The sequence below is a fragment of the Planktothricoides raciborskii GIHE-MW2 genome, from assembly GCF_040564635.1.
In the GTDB taxonomy this organism is placed as follows: Bacteria; Cyanobacteriota; Cyanobacteriia; order Cyanobacteriales; family Laspinemataceae; genus Planktothricoides; species Planktothricoides raciborskii.
Map to the genome: position 1 here is coordinate 5,503,954 of NZ_CP159837.1, position 18,536 is coordinate 5,522,489.

At 44.5% G+C, this 18,536-nt stretch carries 15 protein-coding genes; 9 read left to right on the forward strand and 6 right to left on the reverse strand.

The annotated features are described in order from the left end of the window. Window positions 1-636: 636 nt before the first annotated feature. Together ABWT76_RS23530 and ABWT76_RS23535 are read left to right on the forward strand one after the other, a co-directional pair. Window positions 637-819, forward strand: coding sequence for a hypothetical protein (locus ABWT76_RS23530; protein ID WP_354635032.1), 183 nt, complete (start codon window positions 637-639; stop codon window positions 817-819). A gap of 39 nt (window positions 820-858) precedes the next feature. Beyond that, the gene (locus ABWT76_RS23535; RefSeq protein ID WP_156332098.1) at window positions 859-1,098 is read left to right on the forward strand and encodes a hypothetical protein; all 240 of its coding nucleotides are present in this window, start codon (window positions 859-861) and stop codon (window positions 1,096-1,098) included. A gap of 306 nt (window positions 1,099-1,404) precedes the next feature. Here ABWT76_RS23535 and ABWT76_RS23540 read toward each other — a convergent pair whose 3' ends face one another. Then, window positions 1,405-1,593 (reverse strand): hypothetical protein, encoded by a 189-nt coding sequence (locus ABWT76_RS23540; RefSeq protein ID WP_054470009.1) that lies wholly within the window; start codon window positions 1,591-1,593, stop codon window positions 1,405-1,407. A 35-nt stretch (window positions 1,594-1,628) separates the two neighbouring features. Here ABWT76_RS23540 and ABWT76_RS23545 point away from each other — a divergent pair, with 35 nt between their 5' ends. Next, a complete protein-coding gene (locus ABWT76_RS23545) occupies window positions 1,629-3,848 on the forward strand; it encodes a protein kinase (RefSeq protein WP_054470010.1) in 2,220 nt (739 codons plus the stop codon). 19 nt (window positions 3,849-3,867) lie between these two features. On the opposite strand, the gene ABWT76_RS23550 is transcribed toward ABWT76_RS23545, so the two are convergent. Next, window positions 3,868-4,467: a hypothetical protein gene (locus ABWT76_RS23550; protein WP_231636961.1), complete on the reverse strand. Its 600-nt coding sequence runs from the start codon at window positions 4,465-4,467 to the stop codon at window positions 3,868-3,870. Between the two features lie 51 nt (window positions 4,468-4,518). Here ABWT76_RS23550 and ABWT76_RS23555 point away from each other — a divergent pair, with 51 nt between their 5' ends. Further along, the gene (locus ABWT76_RS23555) at window positions 4,519-4,896 is read left to right on the forward strand and encodes a polysaccharide deacetylase family protein (RefSeq protein WP_082349165.1); all 378 of its coding nucleotides are present in this window, start codon (window positions 4,519-4,521) and stop codon (window positions 4,894-4,896) included. 2,041 nt (window positions 4,897-6,937) lie between these two features. Next, entirely contained in the window at window positions 6,938-8,113 is a 1,176-nt protein-coding gene (gene rpoD / locus ABWT76_RS23560) for an RNA polymerase sigma factor RpoD (protein WP_054470013.1), read from the forward strand. A 473-nt stretch (window positions 8,114-8,586) separates the two neighbouring features. Here the strand turns inward: rpoD and ABWT76_RS23565 are convergent, their stop codons facing one another. Next, window positions 8,587-8,769, reverse strand: a complete 183-nt coding sequence (locus ABWT76_RS23565; protein ID WP_054470014.1) for a hypothetical protein — start codon at window positions 8,767-8,769, stop codon at window positions 8,587-8,589. Window positions 8,770-9,032: 263 nt separating this feature from the next. Here ABWT76_RS23565 and ABWT76_RS23570 point away from each other — a divergent pair, with 263 nt between their 5' ends. Together ABWT76_RS23570 and ABWT76_RS23575 are read left to right on the forward strand one after the other, a co-directional pair. Next, window positions 9,033-11,570, forward strand: a complete 2,538-nt coding sequence (locus tag ABWT76_RS23570) for a mannose-1-phosphate guanyltransferase (RefSeq protein WP_190879954.1) — start codon at window positions 9,033-9,035, stop codon at window positions 11,568-11,570. Window positions 11,571-11,737: 167 nt separating this feature from the next. Then, window positions 11,738-12,325 (forward strand): single-stranded DNA-binding protein, encoded by a 588-nt coding sequence (locus tag ABWT76_RS23575; protein ID WP_054470016.1) that lies wholly within the window; start codon window positions 11,738-11,740, stop codon window positions 12,323-12,325. 21 nt (window positions 12,326-12,346) lie between these two features. Here ABWT76_RS23575 and lipB read toward each other — a convergent pair whose 3' ends face one another. Further along, window positions 12,347-13,018: a lipoyl(octanoyl) transferase LipB gene (gene lipB / locus ABWT76_RS23580; protein ID WP_054470017.1), complete on the reverse strand. Its 672-nt coding sequence runs from the start codon at window positions 13,016-13,018 to the stop codon at window positions 12,347-12,349. A 1,087-nt stretch (window positions 13,019-14,105) separates the two neighbouring features. On the opposite strand from lipB, the gene hpf reads away from it, so the two are divergent. After that, a complete protein-coding gene (gene hpf / locus ABWT76_RS23585) occupies window positions 14,106-14,705 on the forward strand; it encodes a ribosome hibernation-promoting factor, HPF/YfiA family (protein ID WP_054470024.1) in 600 nt (199 codons plus the stop codon). A 179-nt stretch (window positions 14,706-14,884) separates the two neighbouring features. Here the strand turns inward: hpf and ABWT76_RS23590 are convergent, their stop codons facing one another. Further along, entirely contained in the window at window positions 14,885-15,346 is a 462-nt protein-coding gene (locus tag ABWT76_RS23590) for a peroxiredoxin (protein ID WP_354635033.1), read from the reverse strand. A 53-nt stretch (window positions 15,347-15,399) separates the two neighbouring features. Then, window positions 15,400-17,397, reverse strand: coding sequence for a heavy metal translocating P-type ATPase (locus tag ABWT76_RS23595; RefSeq protein ID WP_190879952.1), 1,998 nt, complete (start codon window positions 17,395-17,397; stop codon window positions 15,400-15,402). A gap of 560 nt (window positions 17,398-17,957) precedes the next feature. Here ABWT76_RS23595 and ABWT76_RS23600 point away from each other — a divergent pair. Then, window positions 17,958-18,236: a DUF1830 domain-containing protein gene (locus ABWT76_RS23600; protein WP_354635034.1), complete on the forward strand. Its 279-nt coding sequence runs from the start codon at window positions 17,958-17,960 to the stop codon at window positions 18,234-18,236. Window positions 18,237-18,536: the final 300 nt, after the last annotated feature.

The following is an 18,536-nucleotide window of genomic DNA, read 5'->3' on the forward strand; positions in this document are numbered from 1 at the left end:
GATAATTTTTTTTTCATCCAGTATCGCGGTTCGTTCAAAAGTATCTCAGCGGCTTATATTGACTTGTCAGGAGGAGCAAAAGTCTTTATTTACAAAGCGTTATAGCTATTCATAGCTTAATATTTATTAAGTTTTATTTTTCGCTTTTAGGTGATTTTACGATGAATTTTGTTCACTTCGAGGGACGGTGAAGCACCAGTATTTAGGAGAGGAAACAATAGGTTACAATAGGGAACAATATGGATCATTAGAGGTGACAATAGAGGTAACTATAGGTATCATTAGAGAGAACAATAGGGAACAATATGGATCATTAGAGGTGACAATAGAGGGAACAATAGGGATGATTAGAGGTGACAATAGGGAATAGAAAAGATAAAAAAGAACTGTCCGGTTTTTATGGCTTATTTTAATTAGATTGGCAACGGGCTGGCAGGGGTATTGGTGACTACTTTATGTATGATATGTTGTCAATACGTTATATACTCTAAATAAGAAACCGGGTTTCTTGGTTAGCTGCGGGGAATAAGAAACCCGGTTTCTGGGTTAGCTGCGAGGAATAAGAAACCCGGTTTCTGGGTGGTCTGCGGGGATTAAGAAACCGGGTTTCTTGTTGGGATTTAACAGTAGGGGCGAATGGCCATTCGCCCCTACATTTTCACCAAAGAAACCCGGTTTCTGGGTGGTCTGCGGGGACTAAGAAACCGGGTTTCTTTTTTGGATTCCACAGATAACTGTGATATGCCGAAAAGAAACCCGGTTTCTGGGTTAGCTGCGGGGATTAAGAAACCCGGTTTCTGGGTTATCTGCGAGGAATAAGAAACCGGGTTTCTTGTTGGGATTTAACAGTAGGGGCGAATGGCCATTCGCCCCTACATTTTCACCAAAGAAACCCGGTTTCTGGGTGGTCTGCGAGGACTAAGAAACCGGGTTTCTGTCGTGAAACCTAAAGATAACTGTGATATGCCGATAAGAAACCCGGTTTCTGGGTGGTCTGTAGGGGCGAATGGCCATTCGCCCCTACATTTTCACCAAAGAAACCCGGTTTCTGGGTGGTCTGCGGGGACTAAGAAACCGGGTTTCTGTCGTGAAACCTAAAGATAACTGTGATATGCCGATAAGAAACCCGGTTTCTGGGTGGTCTGCGGGGATTAAGAAACCGGGTTTCTGGGTTGGATGCCAAAGATAACTGTGATATGCCGAAAAGAAACCCGGTTTCTGGGTTATTTCCCCAAACCTCCAGAAGGAATATCCCCGGCAAAATTTGTTCCTGACCGGGCAATAAAACCTCTGAAAACCGATGCGTTAGACAATGCAAAATCCCCAGGGTGGTCAAGATAGCCACGGACTGAGATTGATGACCATCTCGCCATATCTAAATTTTGAATTGGCCTCGACCGTGTATCAGAATGCTTTCTGTTTGGCCAAAGTCAGACCGATCGCCATCTGAATCATACCAAGAATCATGCCAAGAGAGTCTGTCTCGGTTCTGGCGATCGCTAACATAAGTGCAAATTCCATCGCCGGATGAAAGCAAACCACTGGCCTTAACACACCATAACTGGGGGTTTTCCATTGTCCACAACCAGCCATCTATCACCCGTAGTTGCTGCCGGAGAATGGTTTTTATGTATCAATTAGTATCAAATTCCTCATTTAATGAATTAATCGCGGAGCGGTATCAAGTTATAGAAGTATTAAAAAAAGATGGCTGTCTTCAGTCGGTATTAGCTGAAGATACTCAGGATGCAGGCCACCGCAAATATTTAATTAAATGCTTAATTAAACAGCATTTAAACCAAGATATTTTGGCAGTGACAAAATTACACGAAACAAAATCATTAAAATCGCTCAAACGCCAGTTCAACAGAGAAGCAGAAATCCTCTATAAACTAAGCGATTGCCGTAGTATTCCGCAAATTTTAGCCTGCTTTAAAGAACAGCAAAACTATTATTTGGTGCAAGAGTTTATTGAGGGAACAGCACTCACGGAGGAATTTCCTATTGGCAAACGGGACACGAAGCGATGGACAGAAAAACAATGCCTGGAAATGCTCCAAGAAGTCTTGGGTATTTTGGAAATCATCCATGAACATAGTGCGATTCACTGCAATTTAAATCCGAATAATTTAATCAGACGAGCTTCAGACAGAAGCTTAGTTCTGATTAATTTTGGGGCGGTGCAGCCAGTCCGTTCGCTTACGGATCGCAGAAAACTTTCGCTCACAGTGCCGATGGGTACATTTGGATATTTACCCCCGGAACAACTGACTAACTATCCTCAACCCAATAGTGACCTCTATTCTTTAGGTTTAATTGCCATTGAAGCATTGACCGGAGTGCATCCAGGACAATTAAAGGTCAATGGTTATACTGGGGAAATTTGCTGGCAGGAAGAATTACTAGGGCCGGTGAGTGAAGACTTGGTGAACATTCTGAATTTGATGGTGCTAAATCAGTATCAACAGCGCTATCAATCGGTTATCGAAGTAAAGCAGGCGATCGCCTCATTACTCTGTCCAGAGAAACAACCTTTAGTCCTAGATGCGACGGAAGTTGCCCCCACCCTGGAGATAGCTGGGGAAGGGGAAACCGAAACCCCCAGCACCGATGAGCATTCCCAGTCCGTCACCGAAACTGCGACCCAGGAGGCGATCGGCGAAATCCCCTCTGTAGAGAATCGCATCCCTGAAGAATCCTTATTAAAAGAAAACACAGAAACTCAGGCGGAAAATCCCTCAGAAAATCTCCCGGAAAATCTTCCGGAAAATCTTCCGGAAAATCTCCCGGAAAATATCATCGATTTGTCTGCCCAGAAAACCCTCAGCCCTGGGAAAAAATACGGTGCTTATTTTTTCCTCGTGATTTTTATGATCGCGAGCATTATTACTAATAGTCTGATTGGCTGCCTTGGACTGATTCAGTTATTCAAAATTCTGCCATCGGATCTCGGCTTTGAAAGCTTTACTCGCGCCCAAGAACTGTATCAAAGTGGAGATTTAACACAGGCGATCGCCCTAGCCCAATCAGTCCGCTGGGATAGTTCCGCTTATCAAGACGCCCAAACAGCTTTGGAAGAGTGGGAAGTTGAATCAGAAAAAGCGATCGCCAAATTCCAGGTAATTCAAACCGCATTTCAGGAAAGCCGGTGGGTAGATGTACTTTCATTAGCGGCGGAAATGCCTGCCATTTCTTATTGGCAAGATCAAATTGCCCCATTAGTCAGTCAAGCAGCCCTCAAAGCTGCCCCAGAAGCCCAAGAATTTTTACAACAAGCCTATCACAAAGCCAGCCAGAAAAATTTTCTGGGGGCGATTCAACTGCTCAAACAAATTCCCCATCAAACTCCAGCCTATCAAACCGCCCAAGCCAAAATCTTGGAGTATGAAGCAAAGCAGCAGATAAAATTAGAAACCCAAGCCTATCAACTCCTCAAGCAAGCTTATCAACGGGCGGAGGCGAAAGATTTTGCCGGGGCACTAAACCATCTGGAAAAAATCCCCGCAGGCACTCCAACCCATGCCCGGGTACAAGAGAAAATTGCCGAGTATCAAACCAAACAGCAGATTAAAGGGAATGCCTTATTACAAAAAGCCTACAATCATGCCGCCCAAAAAGATTATGCCGCCGCGATCGAGGTACTCAAGCAAATTCCCTCACAAACCACCGCTTATCAAGTTGCTCAAGGGAAAATCAAAGAGTATAACCTCAAACTGCGGTATCGACTCACCAACCGAACTCGCAGACAGATGAGTCAATTGCCTAGGGGTCAAAACAGTCATTTCATGGCCACCGCCAATTCCTACAGTTTAAATCCTGGGGCCTATTTCCAAGAGGTCAATATTTAACTTTTAACATTTATATAGTCTAGTTTTGGCTGGCTCGATCCACAGAAGCATCCCCTGGCCCCAGGGTAAACTTTAAAGGCAAGCGGGAAGGATAGGCTTTAGTCACTTCCCGATAAACTTGATGGTTGGTTGGCAACTTAACCATCTCGGTTCCTAGCTGATAACTCAAGTGATATTCCACTTGTTTCAACAGTTCAGGAGAACCGGGAGTTTCATTGGGCTGTTGCTTGGCTTCAATGTCATCAACGGTGGGACGGGGTGGCGTCGCTGGCCACCAGAGTCCTTGGTCATCAGACCTGGTGACTGCCCCGTCTGGTTTTTGGCCATTCTGGTTCAGCAATGAATTGGTGGCAAAAGTTTCCAGGCGGGGGAATTTTTCGCGCTGGTTGGTGTAAGCAACTTGCCAAGTGTATGTGACTAAGGCGGTGGCTTCATAGCGATCGGTGACAATATTGTTGCAACCTGTGAGGGTAAATAGCAATAATGTATTGAATGTTATCGAACTCAAGGAGAAAATTGCTTTGAGTGGTTGTGTTGCGCGATCGCCAATATCGCCAATAGGCAAATTTCTTAAGGGTTTCGCCTGGGGTAGGGGGGGCTCGCTATCGTTTTTTTTCATCAAACACCTACAAAAATTAAAAAAAATTTACACAATCTGCACAGAATCTTCATGCAATTTGCACCACTTTATCCTATTATCTACTCAATTCTTAAACCGATCTTTCCCAACTGCCTCTGGTCAGGAAACAGAAATATGCCGGAAATTGCCCTGACTTTTGATGACGGTCCAAATGAGCAGTGGACACCTCAACTCCTGGAAGTTTTGGATCGCCATGAAGTCCGTGCCAGTTTTTTTTGGCTAGGACGTTGTGTGCAGCGGTGGCCTGATGTAGCAAAAGCCGTGTATGAACGAGGTCATAATATTGGTTTGCATGGTTATGACCATCGGTGTTTTCCCTTACTGTCTGAGGCAGAGTTAAAGCAGAGTTTAGCCAAAACCCAGGAGGCGATCGCCGCTGCTTGTCACTTAGACGGCACAGGACACTAAATAAGAGTCAAATAAGCTAACCAACACTAAACAAACACTAAATATGTGGGATATTGACCGATCCGACCGAGCGTCATTCAGCAAAAACTTTTCCCTGCGGATCCGAGGGACATCTGGCTGTTGCCGATTCATTGAACAAAAATGGGGAGGCGGAGTCCAGACCAACACCCAACAGGAAACACCGCTCAAAGGTTAATTTATGATAGATAACCCCAATTCTGGATAAATTAATTAAAATAACAATCAATACCTCACTGGGTAAAATGACATATAATGATAGATAAGGACCATTCAAGCACTAAAATCTAAAAACGGGAGGGGAAGACAACAGATCATTTGATGTTCTGTAAGTCCGAATCGGCATTCCCAGCAGTCTTAGTCGCTGCTCTGCTCGCTCTGTGTTATTTCATCCCTGGGTTTGAGCAGAGATCATCTGGATCCAAGAAATTACGGATTTTCCGTGTTAATTCATTGTTTATTAGATGATGGGCTAACTAGACAAGATTGTGTAAATCTATAGAACCCTTTTGATTTCACAGCCAGGAAAAAAATCCTAGTTAGTTCCACTGTTCAAATTTATTCACAATTCATCTGGATGATTTACAGATGCTCACAGGGTAGAATTTTCTACGATTAACTAAACGGTCAACTAAATTACACCAATTAACTGAGTATGGTGATTCGTCCAAAAAATCAATGGCTTAAGTCAGTGCAATCAAAATTAGTTCACCCTACATCTCCTACATCTCCTACATCTCTTGTGCAAGAGCGTCCCAAGAAAAAAACCGGATCGCTCAAAAATTTATTTATAATATAGGAGATTAATGCGGCTGAATTTGGCAGAATTCAGCATCATTGACTCATGTTGACTCATTAGAAAACAAAACAGCAGGTGTCAATTCTTGATTAGTCCAATATTTGTCCCTGCCCAAGCTCCATCGGCGCCAAATCTGAGGAGAATGGCTGACTATGTGGTGGCGTTTAGGAGGGTGTTAGAGGATGGATAGACGGCTTTTGGGTGGGAAAAATTTTTAGCGAATTAATTCGCGGAAAACCGATGAAAACCAAGGCCAAAAAGTCAAGAAATATCCAATAACTCAAGTCAGTGGAGGGGGATAAAAACCCAGATAATGGATGCCTGAATCTGAATCATTTTTCTCCCTCTAGCTGAAGTCCAGAGGAAAAACCGCCAAGCCTAGAGACAGAATGTCTTGGAACAAGTTACACTGAAAAAATCAAAGCAAAAACGCGAGCCAAAGATGAAACATTCTCTGACAGTAGCAATGGCAACGTATGGGTGTGGCAAATACGTGGCAAATAGAATGGAAAGGGTGTAAAAATTTCTTTTTGTTCGTTATCATGGGTTAAAAAGTAAAATTCAAGATGGGTGCAGCGATCGATCTAAGCGAAAAAGACAAGCCAAAAAGAATGTTTTCGGCGGGTTTCAGCAATTGTCGCCCAAGCGATCGTTTCAAAGGCGCCAAAAATTATTCACCATCGAAATCGAAAGAAATTTCGAGAGTATCTGGCTGGCTTTGACCCTTGGATTAACTGAAAACCTACTAAAGAAATCTAGGATAGATCATAATCGGGTAAACTTGTTTATTGAGATGAGACAACATGATTCAAACTCAAAAAACTTGGCATTCAGAAATCAGTTCACCAACCAGCAGGCAAATTTTGTGAAACAGGTTACAATCAAAAAGGATTTCAGTAAACCTGAGAAAACCCGCTAGGGTTGATTTTTATCGCTCAACTCAAGTCGCAGGTCTATCAAATTCCCCTGATAAAAGGGTTCATCAGGCCCGATATGGCGCCAGAACACCTTCGGATTTTTTGATTAAATATTGTGCTGACCTGTTGTCAAGTGACTACACTGACTGGTATTCAGGTAAATGCACTCACCTAGGCTTAAACCAGAGACTTTACCAAATAAGCGGTTGTAAAACCTTCTTACTGCCTAGATTTTCACCGAAATTAATGCATCCTAGGCGATCGGTGAAGTGTTGATTGTTTCATTAAGGAGCACGAGGAACGCGGCATGACCCAGGCTAATAACGTACTGGCCCCCATTGATCAGTCTGATCTAAAAAAATCGATGATTTCTTCTGAGAATGAGTTCGGCTTATTGCTAGATGATGAAGATGATTTAGCATTAGGCACCACCGATGATGGTGACATCTATTTAGACGCTCATTCTGATGACGATGAAGACGAGAAGTCTGGCAAACTTCGCACAGCCCGTCGGAAAACTCAAGCCAAGAAAAAGCAATACACTGAAGATTCTATTCGTCTATATTTACAAGAAATTGGCCGGATTCGTCTCCTCCGAGCGGATGAGGAAATTGAACTGGCGCGGAAAATTGCCGACTTGCTGGAGTTAGAGCGAGTCCGGGAAGAACTGATGGATCAGTTGGATCGGGAACCCAACTTGCTGGAGTGGTCGAGTGCCGTTCGTATGGGGGTTCCAGAATTTCGCAAGCGTCTCCACATGGGACGGCGGGCGAAAGAAAAGATGGTTCAATCCAACTTGCGATTGGTAGTTTCGATCGCCAAGAAATATATGAATCGGGGATTGTCTTTCCAAGACCTGATTCAAGAAGGATCTCTCGGTCTAATTCGGGCAGCGGAAAAGTTTGACCACGAAAAAGGCTATAAGTTTTCTACCTATGCAACTTGGTGGATTCGCCAAGCGATTACCCGGGCGATCGCCGACCAATCTCGGACAATTCGTTTGCCGGTTCACTTGTATGAAACCATCTCCCGAATTAAGAAAACTACCAAACTTCTTTCTCAAGAAATGGGACGTAAGCCCACAGAAGAAGAAATCGCCACTCGGATGGAAATGACCATCGAAAAATTACGATTCATTGCCAAATCCGCCCAGTTACCAATTTCTTTAGAAACCCCGATTGGCAAAGAAGAAGATTCTCGGCTGGGTGATTTCATTGAATCCGATGGCGAAACCCCAGAAGATCAAGTCTCTAAGAGTTTACTGCGGGAAGACCTCGAAAGTGTTCTGGATACTTTGAGCCCTCGCGAACGGGATGTTTTACGGCTCCGCTATGGCTTAGATGATGGCAAGATGAAAACCTTAGAAGAAATTGGCCAACTCTTCAATGTCACCCGGGAACGGATTCGCCAAATCGAAGCCAAAGCCTTAAGAAAACTGCGCCATCCTAATCGCAATAGCATTCTTAAGGAGTATATCCGCTAAATGTTATCGGTAGATTAACAACTGTTGACTTAATTAAGTATTCAGTTTTTTGCCATGATTTTACTCATGGATGGTGGGTGAAATCGGTCAAGCCCAAAAATGTCAACGGTTCCCTCAGAAACAGTCAGAGTTCTCCAGGGAACTCTGACTGTTTCTCCGGTCGTCAGTCAATCTAGGGATGACATGGTTAATCGTTAGCTCTAGTCATGCCGTATAAAAGATCGGCTCGTTTGGCGCTGATTTTAGGGAGCAAGGGTTCTCCAGGTTGACCCGAACTGATTGGCTGTTGTCAATTGGGTTCTGGGTGACTTTATTTGAGCAAAAATTGCGCTAAAAAAGTTGGGAGGAAAAATCATCGTCCCAACTTTTTTATGGCTGATTTTTGCCGCCGATCAGAACTGGCGCCTCACAGCTATGTTCCATATTAACCTAGGGTGAAATACCCAAAAATCTGCATATTTGCTTAACTTTTCCTATCGACCTTTGAGGGCTTTATTAAAATTTTGGCGATAAGGTTTATTTGTCGCCAGTAACAATGGCCACATTAAGGTTAAACGCAGCTTACCTTGACTAAAGTTCGTATGACGAAAGCCTTTCCAGAATTTCCAGGCACCACCCACATAGACTACTAAAAATGCTAAACCCAGTAATTCCATTGGATTAATTCCTTATGTAATAAAACGAACTGACCACAATTGAAATCAACTTGCCTGCCAGCAGTCCGACTGGAGGCTGGCAGGCAAAGATTCTTTTTCCAGTGTAAACCTGATGATTCACAGTCAGAGTGGTGTGGCGATCGCCACACCACTGTACCGCCGTGAGATGATATTACTGAAAGCAACTAGGATCAAAGAAGCGAAATCATCACATCTGCGGCTTTGACCTAACAGGGACCTAACAGATAAAGATAGGAGGAATTATGCGAGCAGTGTTAATGGCAGGAGGTTCAGGCACGAGGTTGAGACCGTTAACCTGCGATCTCCCTAAACCAATGGTTCCAGTGCTCAACCGACCGATCGCCGAACATATTATTAATCTGCTCAAACGACATGACATCACCGAAGTCATTGCCACATTGCACTATCTCCCGGACGTAATGCGGGACTATTTCCAAGACGGCAGTGATTTTGGGGTGCAAATGACTTACGCTGTCGAAGAAGATCAACCCCTTGGGACAGCCGGGTGCGTGAAAAATATTGCCGAACTGCTCGATGATACTTTTTTAGTCATTAGCGGTGATAGCATTACGGACTTCAATCTGACGGAAGCGATTAAATTTCATAAAGAAAAAGGATCAAAAGCCACACTGGTATTAGCCCATGTTCCCAACCCCATTGAGTTCGGGGTGGTGATTACGGATAAAAATGGCATGATTCGGCGATTTTTAGAAAAACCATCTACCAGTGAAATTTTTTCCGATACAGTCAACACCGGCACTTATATCTTGGAGCCGGAAGTGTTGGAATACTTGCCCTCCAACCAAGAATGTGACTTTTCTCAAGATTTATTCCCCTTGTTGCTGGAAGAAGGGGAGCCAATGTATGGCTATATCGGCCAAGGATATTGGTGTGATGTGGGGCATTTAGATACTTACCGGGAAGCTCAATATGACGCTTTGTACGGCAAAGTCAAGCTGGAATTTGCCTATCAGCAAAAGTCTCCCGGTCTATGGGTGGGTCAGAATACATATATTGATTCGACCGTGAAAATTGAAACCCCCGCGTTAATTGGGGATAATTGCCGCATTGGGTCGCGGGTGATCGTGGAAGCCGGAACTACGATCGGGGATAATGTGACGATTGGTGCGGATGCTGAATTGAAGCGTCCGATTATTTGGAATGGGGTAATCGTCGGCGAAGAAGCGAACTTAAGTGCTTGTGTCACCGCCAGGGGGGTGAGAATCGATCGCCGCGCTCATATTTTAGAAGGGGCGGTGGTGGGTTCTCTTTCCAATATCGGGGAAGAGGCGCTAATTAACACTTCCGTGCGGGTTTGGCCCAGCAAAAAGATTGAGTCTGGGGCCACGTTAAATATTAATTTAATTTGGGGAAATACGGCACAGCGGAATCTGTTCGGCCAGCGGGGAGTTTCCGGTTTGGCGAATATTGATATTACTCCAGAGTTTGCGGTAAAACTGGGAGCCGCTTATGGTTCCACCTTAAAACCCGGGTCACAGGTGACGGTTTCTCGCGACCAGCGGGGAATTTCTCGGATGGTTTCCCGGTCTTTAATTGCCGGACTGATGTCTGTGGGGACGAATATTCAAAACTTGGAGGCAACGGCGATTCCTTTAGCCCGTTCCATTATCCCCACTCTGTCCGTAGTTGGGGGGATTCATGTGCGGGTGCATCCAGACCGACCTGATGCTTTGTTGATCGAATTTTTTGATGAGCAAGGGATTAATATTTCTAAGGCACGGGAGAAGAAGATTGAGGGGGCTTATTTTAAGGAGGATTTCCGGCGATCGCAGATTAATGAAATTGGCAATATGTCTTATCCCAGTCAAGTCATCGAACTTTACAGTGCGGGCTTTGAGAAATACCTGAATGTGGAAGCCATTCGCCATAGTCGGGCAAAGGTGGTGATTGACTATATGTATGCGGTCTACGGTGCCGTGTTGCCCTTGCTGTTGGCCAAGTTTGGGGTGGATGCGGTGGTACTCAATGCCAGCTTGAGTCAAACAGCACCCAGTTCAGCGGAACGAGAAGATTTATTAATTCAACTCGGTCGGGTGGTGGAAGCGGTTAAAGCCAGTTTTGGGGTGCAGGTTTCGGCCAATGGCGAACAGCTTATTTTAGTGGACGAGTCCGGCGCCCCGATTCGCGGCGAAATGTTAACCGCTTTGATGGTCAGTTTGGTGTTGACTTCTTACCCCCGTGGGACGGTGGTGGTGCCAGTCCATACCAGTTCGGCGATCGAGCAAATCGCTCGACGGCATGATGGCCGGGTGATTCGCACCAAGGCCAATCCCACGGCGTTGATGGAGGCTTGCCACACGAATTCTAATGTGGTATTGGGTGGTAGCGGAGAAATGGGATTTATTTTTCCCCAACTCCATCCGGGGTTTGATGCTATGTTCTGTATTGCCAAAGTAATTGAGATGATGACTTTACAAGAGCGATCACTGATGCAGATTCGTTCTGATTTGCCTCATGTCAGTCATAAAAGCTATACGGTGCGTTGTCCGTGGCGCGTCAAAGGCGCATTAATGCGTCATCTGGTGGAAACCCATCCCACAGAAAGTTTGGAATTGGTCGATGGGGTAAAAATTTTTCAATATCCCCACAGTGATGATTGGGTGCTGATTTTGCCCGATGCGGGAGAACCATTAGTCCATATTTTCATCAACAGCCCCGATCGCGAATGGGTCGATCAGGCTTTGTGGAATTACCGTAGTCAAGTACAAAAGTTTGTCGCCCAAGCACAAGACGGTATGGGCAACTCCGCAAATCGTTAAGACGTAGCAGTACAATCTCCGCAATTCCGATCTATTGTAGAAGAAATCGTCTTCGGACTGATTTCGCTGAATATTGTTGAATATTTCCGGGAAGTCAGTCATTGTCTAGGAATCTGCCACGCACAAAATTGTGATAGAAAAAGAGAAAGAGAAAGAAAAAGAACAAGATGAATAGTTGTATTTTAATGGCGGAGATTATTCAAGAACCGCAATTACGCTACACCGCAGATAACCAAACGGCCATTACGGAAATGGTGGTTCAGTTTGAAAGTATCCGCCCTGACGATCACCCCTCCACTCTCAAGGCGATCGCCTGGGGAAATCGCGCTCAGGAAATCTATAACCATTACAAAGTTGGCGATCGCGTCGTCCTTGAAGGCCGACTCAGCATGAGAAACGTCGATCGACCCGAAGGATTTAAAGAAAAACGGGCGGAACTGGTTGTCTCACGGGTTCATGCTTTAGGTGGTAGTGCGGCAACCACTTCCCAGTCCCCACCCCCGCCAGCTTTTGCGGCTCCCACCCCCCCTACCCCAAATGTTGTCTCGATTGAATCTCGTCGGCAACCGGCAAATAGCCTGCCTAATCAAACTCCCGCTTTCACTGCCCCCTCGGTGCCTCAACCTTTAGCTGGAGTCCCCAGTTCTTCGACAACATCTAAGACTTATTCCCCAGACATCCCCTCTCGTCCACCATCAATGCCTTCAAGTTCTGACTCCCCATCGGCAGCAGATTTAGATGAAATTCCTTTCTAGGAGTCATAAAAAAATAACAAGTTAGCTAAAATTCATCAACTGAAGACCAAACACTTCCGCAAAAGTGATGGCCAATTGCTGGCGGACTAGATCAATTTGAATATCGGGGATAAACTCAGCTAAACTGCCCACGGGGCGATCGGCAATCCCACAAGGGACAATCTTTTGAAACCCTTGCAGATCGGGACAAACATTCAAAGCAAAACCGTGCATCGTAATCCAACGACTCACTTTAATCCCGATCGCCGCTACTTTTCGCCCCTCGACCCAAACTCCCGTCATTCCAGGGATTCGGCAACCTTCTAAACCATAAAGCCCCAAGACCTGAATTAAAACTGCTTCCAACTGACGTAAGTACCAATGCAGGTCGGGACGGTAATGCCGTAAGTTCAAAATCGGATAGCCCACCAGTTGACCGGGACAATGGTAAGTCACTTCTCCCCCCCTTTCAATCCGATGAACAGGGACTTCGCTGGTTTCTAGGTCAAATTTGAGAAAATCTAAACTGGCTCCAGTTCCCAGGGTATAAACGGGTGGATGTTCCAAAACAATTAACACATCATTCAATTCAGGATGCGATCGACGACTCTCCACCAGAGAGCGTTGCCAGTTCCAGGCTTGGATGTAGTCCATCAGACCCAGATTATAGAACTCACATAAACGGGTGGGGTGGGGTTTGGTATCAGAAAACATTGTGCTTAATCGGTGCTTAAAGTCGGTAGAGGTAATGGGGGCAGGGGGTAAATGCAACAGATTTTAAAGAGAAATCACCAGAAACTGTAAAGTAGAACACAAAGTGGTACTGTGGAAATATAACTAATGTTTTTCCGGAGGATCGTGTTTATACGCTTAAGCGTATAATAGAGATAAGCAATTCTACATTGCCATCTCACACTAAATCTGATGGTGATTCCTTCGTTACGAAAGGGTGACGCCAAATATTAGCCATCTGCCGGAAAAGCGTTGAAGCAGAATGCTGGCAACGGCTAAAACCCTGTGTGGTAGATATCGCTTGAGTTGTCCCTGACTTGTCTTAAGACGCCTCAAGACTAAGAAGAGAAATCTTCAGCCAATCGCTACACTGATCTGTCAGTTAATTCATCCATCCCCCTAAGTCCCCCTTAAAAAAGGGGACAGTGATTTATTTTATTTCTGCTGACAGATATACTTAGTGGGGTTGCTCTGAGCGTAACGGATTTTGAGCAGCATAGTGACAAAATTCTCCTAAATATTAGGTAGCTAATTTACCGCTGTTTCCAAGTAACAGAAATGACCCTGTAGTTTGGCTGACACCATGACTCAGGTTTGTGAAAAAAATCTGGATATTTGGGTTAACGATAGTGACAATTAGCGCTGCTTTATCCTGGAGTTGTTATGTCTAAAAGCTGATTAATTTTCTGGCTTCACAATTGGCTAAATTGCTGATATAATGATAATCATAGAGGATCTAAATCATTGGGAAATTGGGATAGGCAACCTCCCTAGGGGTTTTTCTGTTCACAATTTAGGCATTTCATCAATGATTTAGAAATGCTATAAAGGCAATGAAAAGCCAAATTCTTGACCAGAAAATCGCTGTTTTTTCAGGAAAAATCTCCATGATCCAACAATCAGAAACCAGCGACCCACCAAGCCTTGTAGCGGAAATTAGTATTTCGGCGAAGTTTTTGATGAGCGATCGCAAAAACTAGCAAAGATATTCAGTTTCGGGAAGCGGCAATACCCGCCCCGTTTCCTCTAAATGTAAATAAATATGGGTTCTTCAGCGGGAGCATATGATATGAAGCTTGTTATCCACGGCAAAAATATTGAAATCACCGACTCAATTCGGGAATATGTTACGCAAAAAGTTGAAAAGGGAGTCAGTCACTTTCAGGACTTGACCCTAGAGGTTGATGTGCATTTGTCAGTGGCCAAAAATCCTCGCAATAATTTAAAACAAACGGCTGAAGTGACCATTTTTGCGAATAAGACCGTAATTCGTGCCGAAGAAAGTAGTGAAAATCTCTATGCCAGCATCGATTTAGTTTCCGATAAAATTTCACGGCAACTTCGTAAATATAAAGAAAAACGTTTAGGACAAAAGACGAGCACTCGCGCCAAAACGATTGAGGTGGTCGAGGAGCAGCCAGTGGTTAAGGATTTGATTGGCTCGCGCAGTCCCGAATTGCCTAAAGAAGTGGTGCGGACTAAGTATTTTATGATGTCGCCGATGACCGTAGAAGATGCTTTGGAACAACTTCAACTGGTGGATCACGATTTCTATATGTTCCGTAACTCGGAAACCGGGGAGATTAATGTGATCTATGAACGGAATCACGGTGGTTATGGTGTGCTGCAACCCCGCAACAATGGTAGCACTGTCAATGGCAAAGCCTGATTTTGCTGCGTCTCTGTGGGAAAATCTTCGGTAAAATTTCTGACAGATTGATCGGCGGTGCCAGCCATTAAAAGAAACTGGGGTGCGATTCCGCGAAGCAGATCGCTAACGCGAATCGCACTCCAGTTTCTTTTTTTCATGAGTTCACGCGGGTTAAATTCTGATGGATCGGGGATCTATTAGCTGGCTTGAATTGCTTTGAGGGTTTTCAGGGCTTCTTCTACATGACCCTGGAAGTTCATCATGGAATCAAAAATATGTCGAACCACTCCCTGTTTGTCAATCACATAAGTCACCCGACCAGGAAGAATAAATAAGGTGGCCGGAACTCCGTATAATTGCCGCAATTTATTGTCACTATCACTTAACAGAATAAATGGCAGGTTGTACTTGCGGGCAAATTGCTGGTGAGACTGCTGGGAGTCCCCACTTACGCCGATCACTTCGGCGCCTGCTTCTTTGAATACTTCGTAGCTATCCCGGAAAGCACAAGATTCAGCGGTGCAACCAGGGGTGTCATCTTTCGGATAAAAATATAAGACGACAGATTTTTTACCATAGAAATCTTTCAGGCTGACTTTTTCTCCGGTGGCAGAATTTAGGGTAAAATCTGGCGCTTTGTCTCCAACTTTGATTGCCATAGTTGCGATTTATTACGGATGTATTACAAGTTTGGGCGAAATGTTAACTTTTGTTATGCTACCGCATCTGGGCGTAATATCCGCATGGCATTTAAAATCGCGAGTAGGGCGACACCGACATCGGCAAATACGGCTGCCCACATACTGGCAAGGCCAAAGATTCCCAGGAGAATGAATAAGATTTTGATGCCCACGGCAAATCCGATGTTTTGCCAGATAATTTGGCGAGTTTTTCGGGCAATTTGAATGGCTTCGGCGACTTTTGCGGGGGCATCGGTCATTATGACGACATCGGCAGTGGCGATCGCTGCATCGGATCCCAGTCCGCCCATTGCAATGCCCACATCTGCCAGGGCGATCGCTGGTGCATCATTAATCCCATCGCCCACAAAGGCGGTTTTTCCCCCGTGATGAGTTTGTTTGAGTAGCTTTTCCAGTTCCGCGACTTTTTGTTCCGGCAATAATTCCGCGTGATAACGGTCGATCGCCAATTCTTCACTAACTTTTTTGGCGACGGTGCGATCGTCTCCGGTTAACATCACCACTTGTTGAACCCCTAATTTTTTCAGGGTTTGGATGGAATTGGCGGCATCTTCTTTCACTCGATCGGAAATGACCAGATATCCCGCATAAAGATGATCCACTGCCAAATGCACCACCGTGCCTTCCAAGTCCATGCATTCGTGGGGGATATTTTCTCGATGTAATAGACGATGATTTCCCGCGAGGACGGTGGTATCGCTGACCCTCGCCCGGATCCCATGTCCGGCAATTTCTTCATAGTCCGCGATCGCTACGGTGGCCAGATTATTTGGCGCCGCTTCTCGGATCGATTTGGCGACCGGATGATTGGAATGTATCTCTGCGCTGGCAGCAATATTTAAAAGTTCTGATTCACTTAAACCATTGTTTGTCACTACCTCGGTGACTTTGAAGACCCCGTGAGTGAGGGTGCCGGTTTTGTCAAAAACTACGGTGGTGACTGAGTTTAAGGCGTCTAAAAATTTAGAGCCTTTGATTAAAATGCCTCGTTTGGCTGCCCCCCCAATGCCGCCAAAGTATCCCAAGGGAATACTAATCACCAGTCCGCAAGGACAAGAAATTACCAGGACAACTAAGGAACGGTAAATCCATTGATCTAAGGTTGCCCCAGGAATGAGTAATGGCGGCACGATCGCGATCGACAGAGAGACAAACACCACGATCGGCGTATAGTATCGGGCAAAAGTAGTAATAAATTTTTCTGTATCGGCTTTCTGGGCTTTGGCGTTTTCGACTAAATGTAAAATCTGGGCGATGGAAGATTCCCCAAAAGGTTTTGTCACTTGAATGGTTAACAGTCCTCCTAGGTTAAGAGTTCCGGCGAAAACCGGATCTCCCACTTTAATGGTTCGGGGGACGGATTCTCCGGTTAATGGGGAAGTATCGATTTGAGATTTACCTTCAATTACTTCACCGTCTAAGGGAATTTTTTCCCCTGGCTTGACAATGATAATGTCCCCAATGTTGACGGTTTCCGGGGACACCGTTTGCACCGTGTCATTGATTTTCCGGTTGGCATAATCTGGCCGTACTTCTAAGAGGGCTTTGATGGAACGGCGAGAACTAGAGACTGCTTGATTTTGAAATAGTTCGCCGATTTGAAAAAAGAGCATCACCCCGACGGCTTCGGGTAATTCCCCGATCGCGATCGCCCCTAGGGTGGCGATGGTCATTAGAAAATTTTCATCAAAAATTCGGCCTTTGATTAGATTACGTCCCGCAGTGGAGAGCACCGTCCAACCACTGAGTAAATAAGCGGGGATAAAGACCAAATATTCGGCGATCGCCAATGGGCTATCTTGCAGGGCTTTTTGCCCGATTAACCCCAGAGTAAATAAGGCGATCGCGTAAGCGGCGCGGAGCGCTCTCCCCACAGAAATTTTCCTAAATTCTTTAGTTTTGTAAACTTGCCAAATTTTCTCAGATTCCCGGCGATCGCCTGGGTAATTCTTCTCAGACTCATTTTCACAATGGCTGCTGCAACTACAACATTGTTCGGGTCTATCCATAGGTTATTCATTTTAGTTAACTATTGTAATATTAGTTAACTATTGTAATATTTTAACCATTCAGCTTTCATTTTCTCTCAGATTAGCTAATTTTTCTTCAGCTTTTTTTAAGGTTTACCTCGGCCAATACCCGTGAGAGGCTTGGAGAGAGAGATTGAGTTTTCCCAGAAACTTAAATTGAGGGATACGAACTTTTAAAATTGATTTAACTCCAGCTTAATTGTAGTTTGTGATACTACGATTCAGCGGGATACCATGTTTTACTAAAACAAGCTCAGATCAACGGATCTCCAGTCTCGCTGAAAAAAAGCGCTAGTGATCCAATTTAAATTAAACAGCGCATCATTATAACAAGTTACATTTTTTGATTTTTAATGCCTCGTGATTTTTATCCTGAAAATTAGTCTAGATATTTTTAGCTTTTTTTTAGCTTTGCTCAACATTTTGCTTTATTTTGCTTTGAATTTATCTCAAAATAAAAATCTCCAAAATCATAAACGTTTTTAGCAATAATTTCTATGAGATCGCCGCTCTATTTATTTTCAATGGTGAATGCAATCATGGAAATCAGATTCCCCGCTCAACAATTGGAAATTCTCTGCTATTACTTTAATGAAAGCAGTGAGAAGCAAATCCTTAAACTCCACAAAAATTCTCAGGCGATCGAGGTAGCATTGCCACCGAAGCAAGGGATCTTATTTGAGGCAATGCCCGATGCTTTGCTGAAAATCTATCGGTCTATTTTTAGTGGTAGAGAAATCGTGGATGCAATTCGGTGCAAAGCTTTGCATGTTTGTGAAAAAAAGCCGGATTACCAGACCATGCAATGGATGATGTGAGCATATGACCTGACTATACTCACCCTATAATCGGCTGAATATCGGCAGATTTTTTCCGGTATATTTCTCGGCAGATTATTTAAGGTTATTAAATCCGTTGATTGCCCATGAATGATGCTGGATTTATCCTCATTGATGGGCAATTTGTCATGGGTAATTGGTGCTGGGTAATTAATTGGTGCTGGGTAATTGGCTTTGTTAATGGGGATATTTTTTATTTCCCTGACCTATCCCTTGACCTAGATCAAAGTTTTCTAAGTGCTAAGATTGCTACAATTGTCGCGACTGCTACCTAGTCAC

What these genes read in the sequence shown, in the direction of transcription:
- ABWT76_RS23530 (WP_354635032.1), top strand. Translation starts at nt 637, where the DNA reads ATGGCCATTCGCCCCTACATTTTCACCAAAGAAACCCGGTTTCTGGGT.
- ABWT76_RS23535 (WP_156332098.1), top strand. Translation starts at nt 859, where the DNA reads ATGGCCATTCGCCCCTACATTTTCACCAAAGAAACCCGGTTTCTGGGT.
- ABWT76_RS23540 (WP_054470009.1), bottom strand. Translation starts at nt 1,593, where the DNA reads ATGGCTGGTTGTGGACAATGGAAAACCCCCAGTTATGGTGTGTTAAGG.
- ABWT76_RS23545 (WP_054470010.1), top strand. Translation starts at nt 1,629, where the DNA reads ATGTATCAATTAGTATCAAATTCCTCATTTAATGAATTAATCGCGGAG.
- ABWT76_RS23550 (WP_231636961.1), bottom strand. Translation starts at nt 4,467, where the DNA reads ATGAAAAAAAACGATAGCGAGCCCCCCCTACCCCAGGCGAAACCCTTA.
- ABWT76_RS23555 (WP_082349165.1), top strand. Translation starts at nt 4,519, where the DNA reads ATGCAATTTGCACCACTTTATCCTATTATCTACTCAATTCTTAAACCG.
- rpoD (WP_054470013.1), top strand. Translation starts at nt 6,938, where the DNA reads ATGACCCAGGCTAATAACGTACTGGCCCCCATTGATCAGTCTGATCTA.
- ABWT76_RS23565 (WP_054470014.1), bottom strand. Translation starts at nt 8,769, where the DNA reads ATGGAATTACTGGGTTTAGCATTTTTAGTAGTCTATGTGGGTGGTGCC.
- ABWT76_RS23570 (WP_190879954.1), top strand. Translation starts at nt 9,033, where the DNA reads ATGCGAGCAGTGTTAATGGCAGGAGGTTCAGGCACGAGGTTGAGACCG.
- ABWT76_RS23575 (WP_054470016.1), top strand. Translation starts at nt 11,738, where the DNA reads ATGAATAGTTGTATTTTAATGGCGGAGATTATTCAAGAACCGCAATTA.
- lipB (WP_054470017.1), bottom strand. Translation starts at nt 13,018, where the DNA reads ATGTTTTCTGATACCAAACCCCACCCCACCCGTTTATGTGAGTTCTAT.
- hpf (WP_054470024.1), top strand. Translation starts at nt 14,106, where the DNA reads ATGAAGCTTGTTATCCACGGCAAAAATATTGAAATCACCGACTCAATT.
- ABWT76_RS23590 (WP_354635033.1), bottom strand. Translation starts at nt 15,346, where the DNA reads ATGGCAATCAAAGTTGGAGACAAAGCGCCAGATTTTACCCTAAATTCT.
- ABWT76_RS23595 (WP_190879952.1), bottom strand. Translation starts at nt 17,397, where the DNA reads ATGGATAGACCCGAACAATGTTGTAGTTGCAGCAGCCATTGTGAAAAT.
- ABWT76_RS23600 (WP_354635034.1), top strand. Translation starts at nt 17,958, where the DNA reads ATGGAAATCAGATTCCCCGCTCAACAATTGGAAATTCTCTGCTATTAC.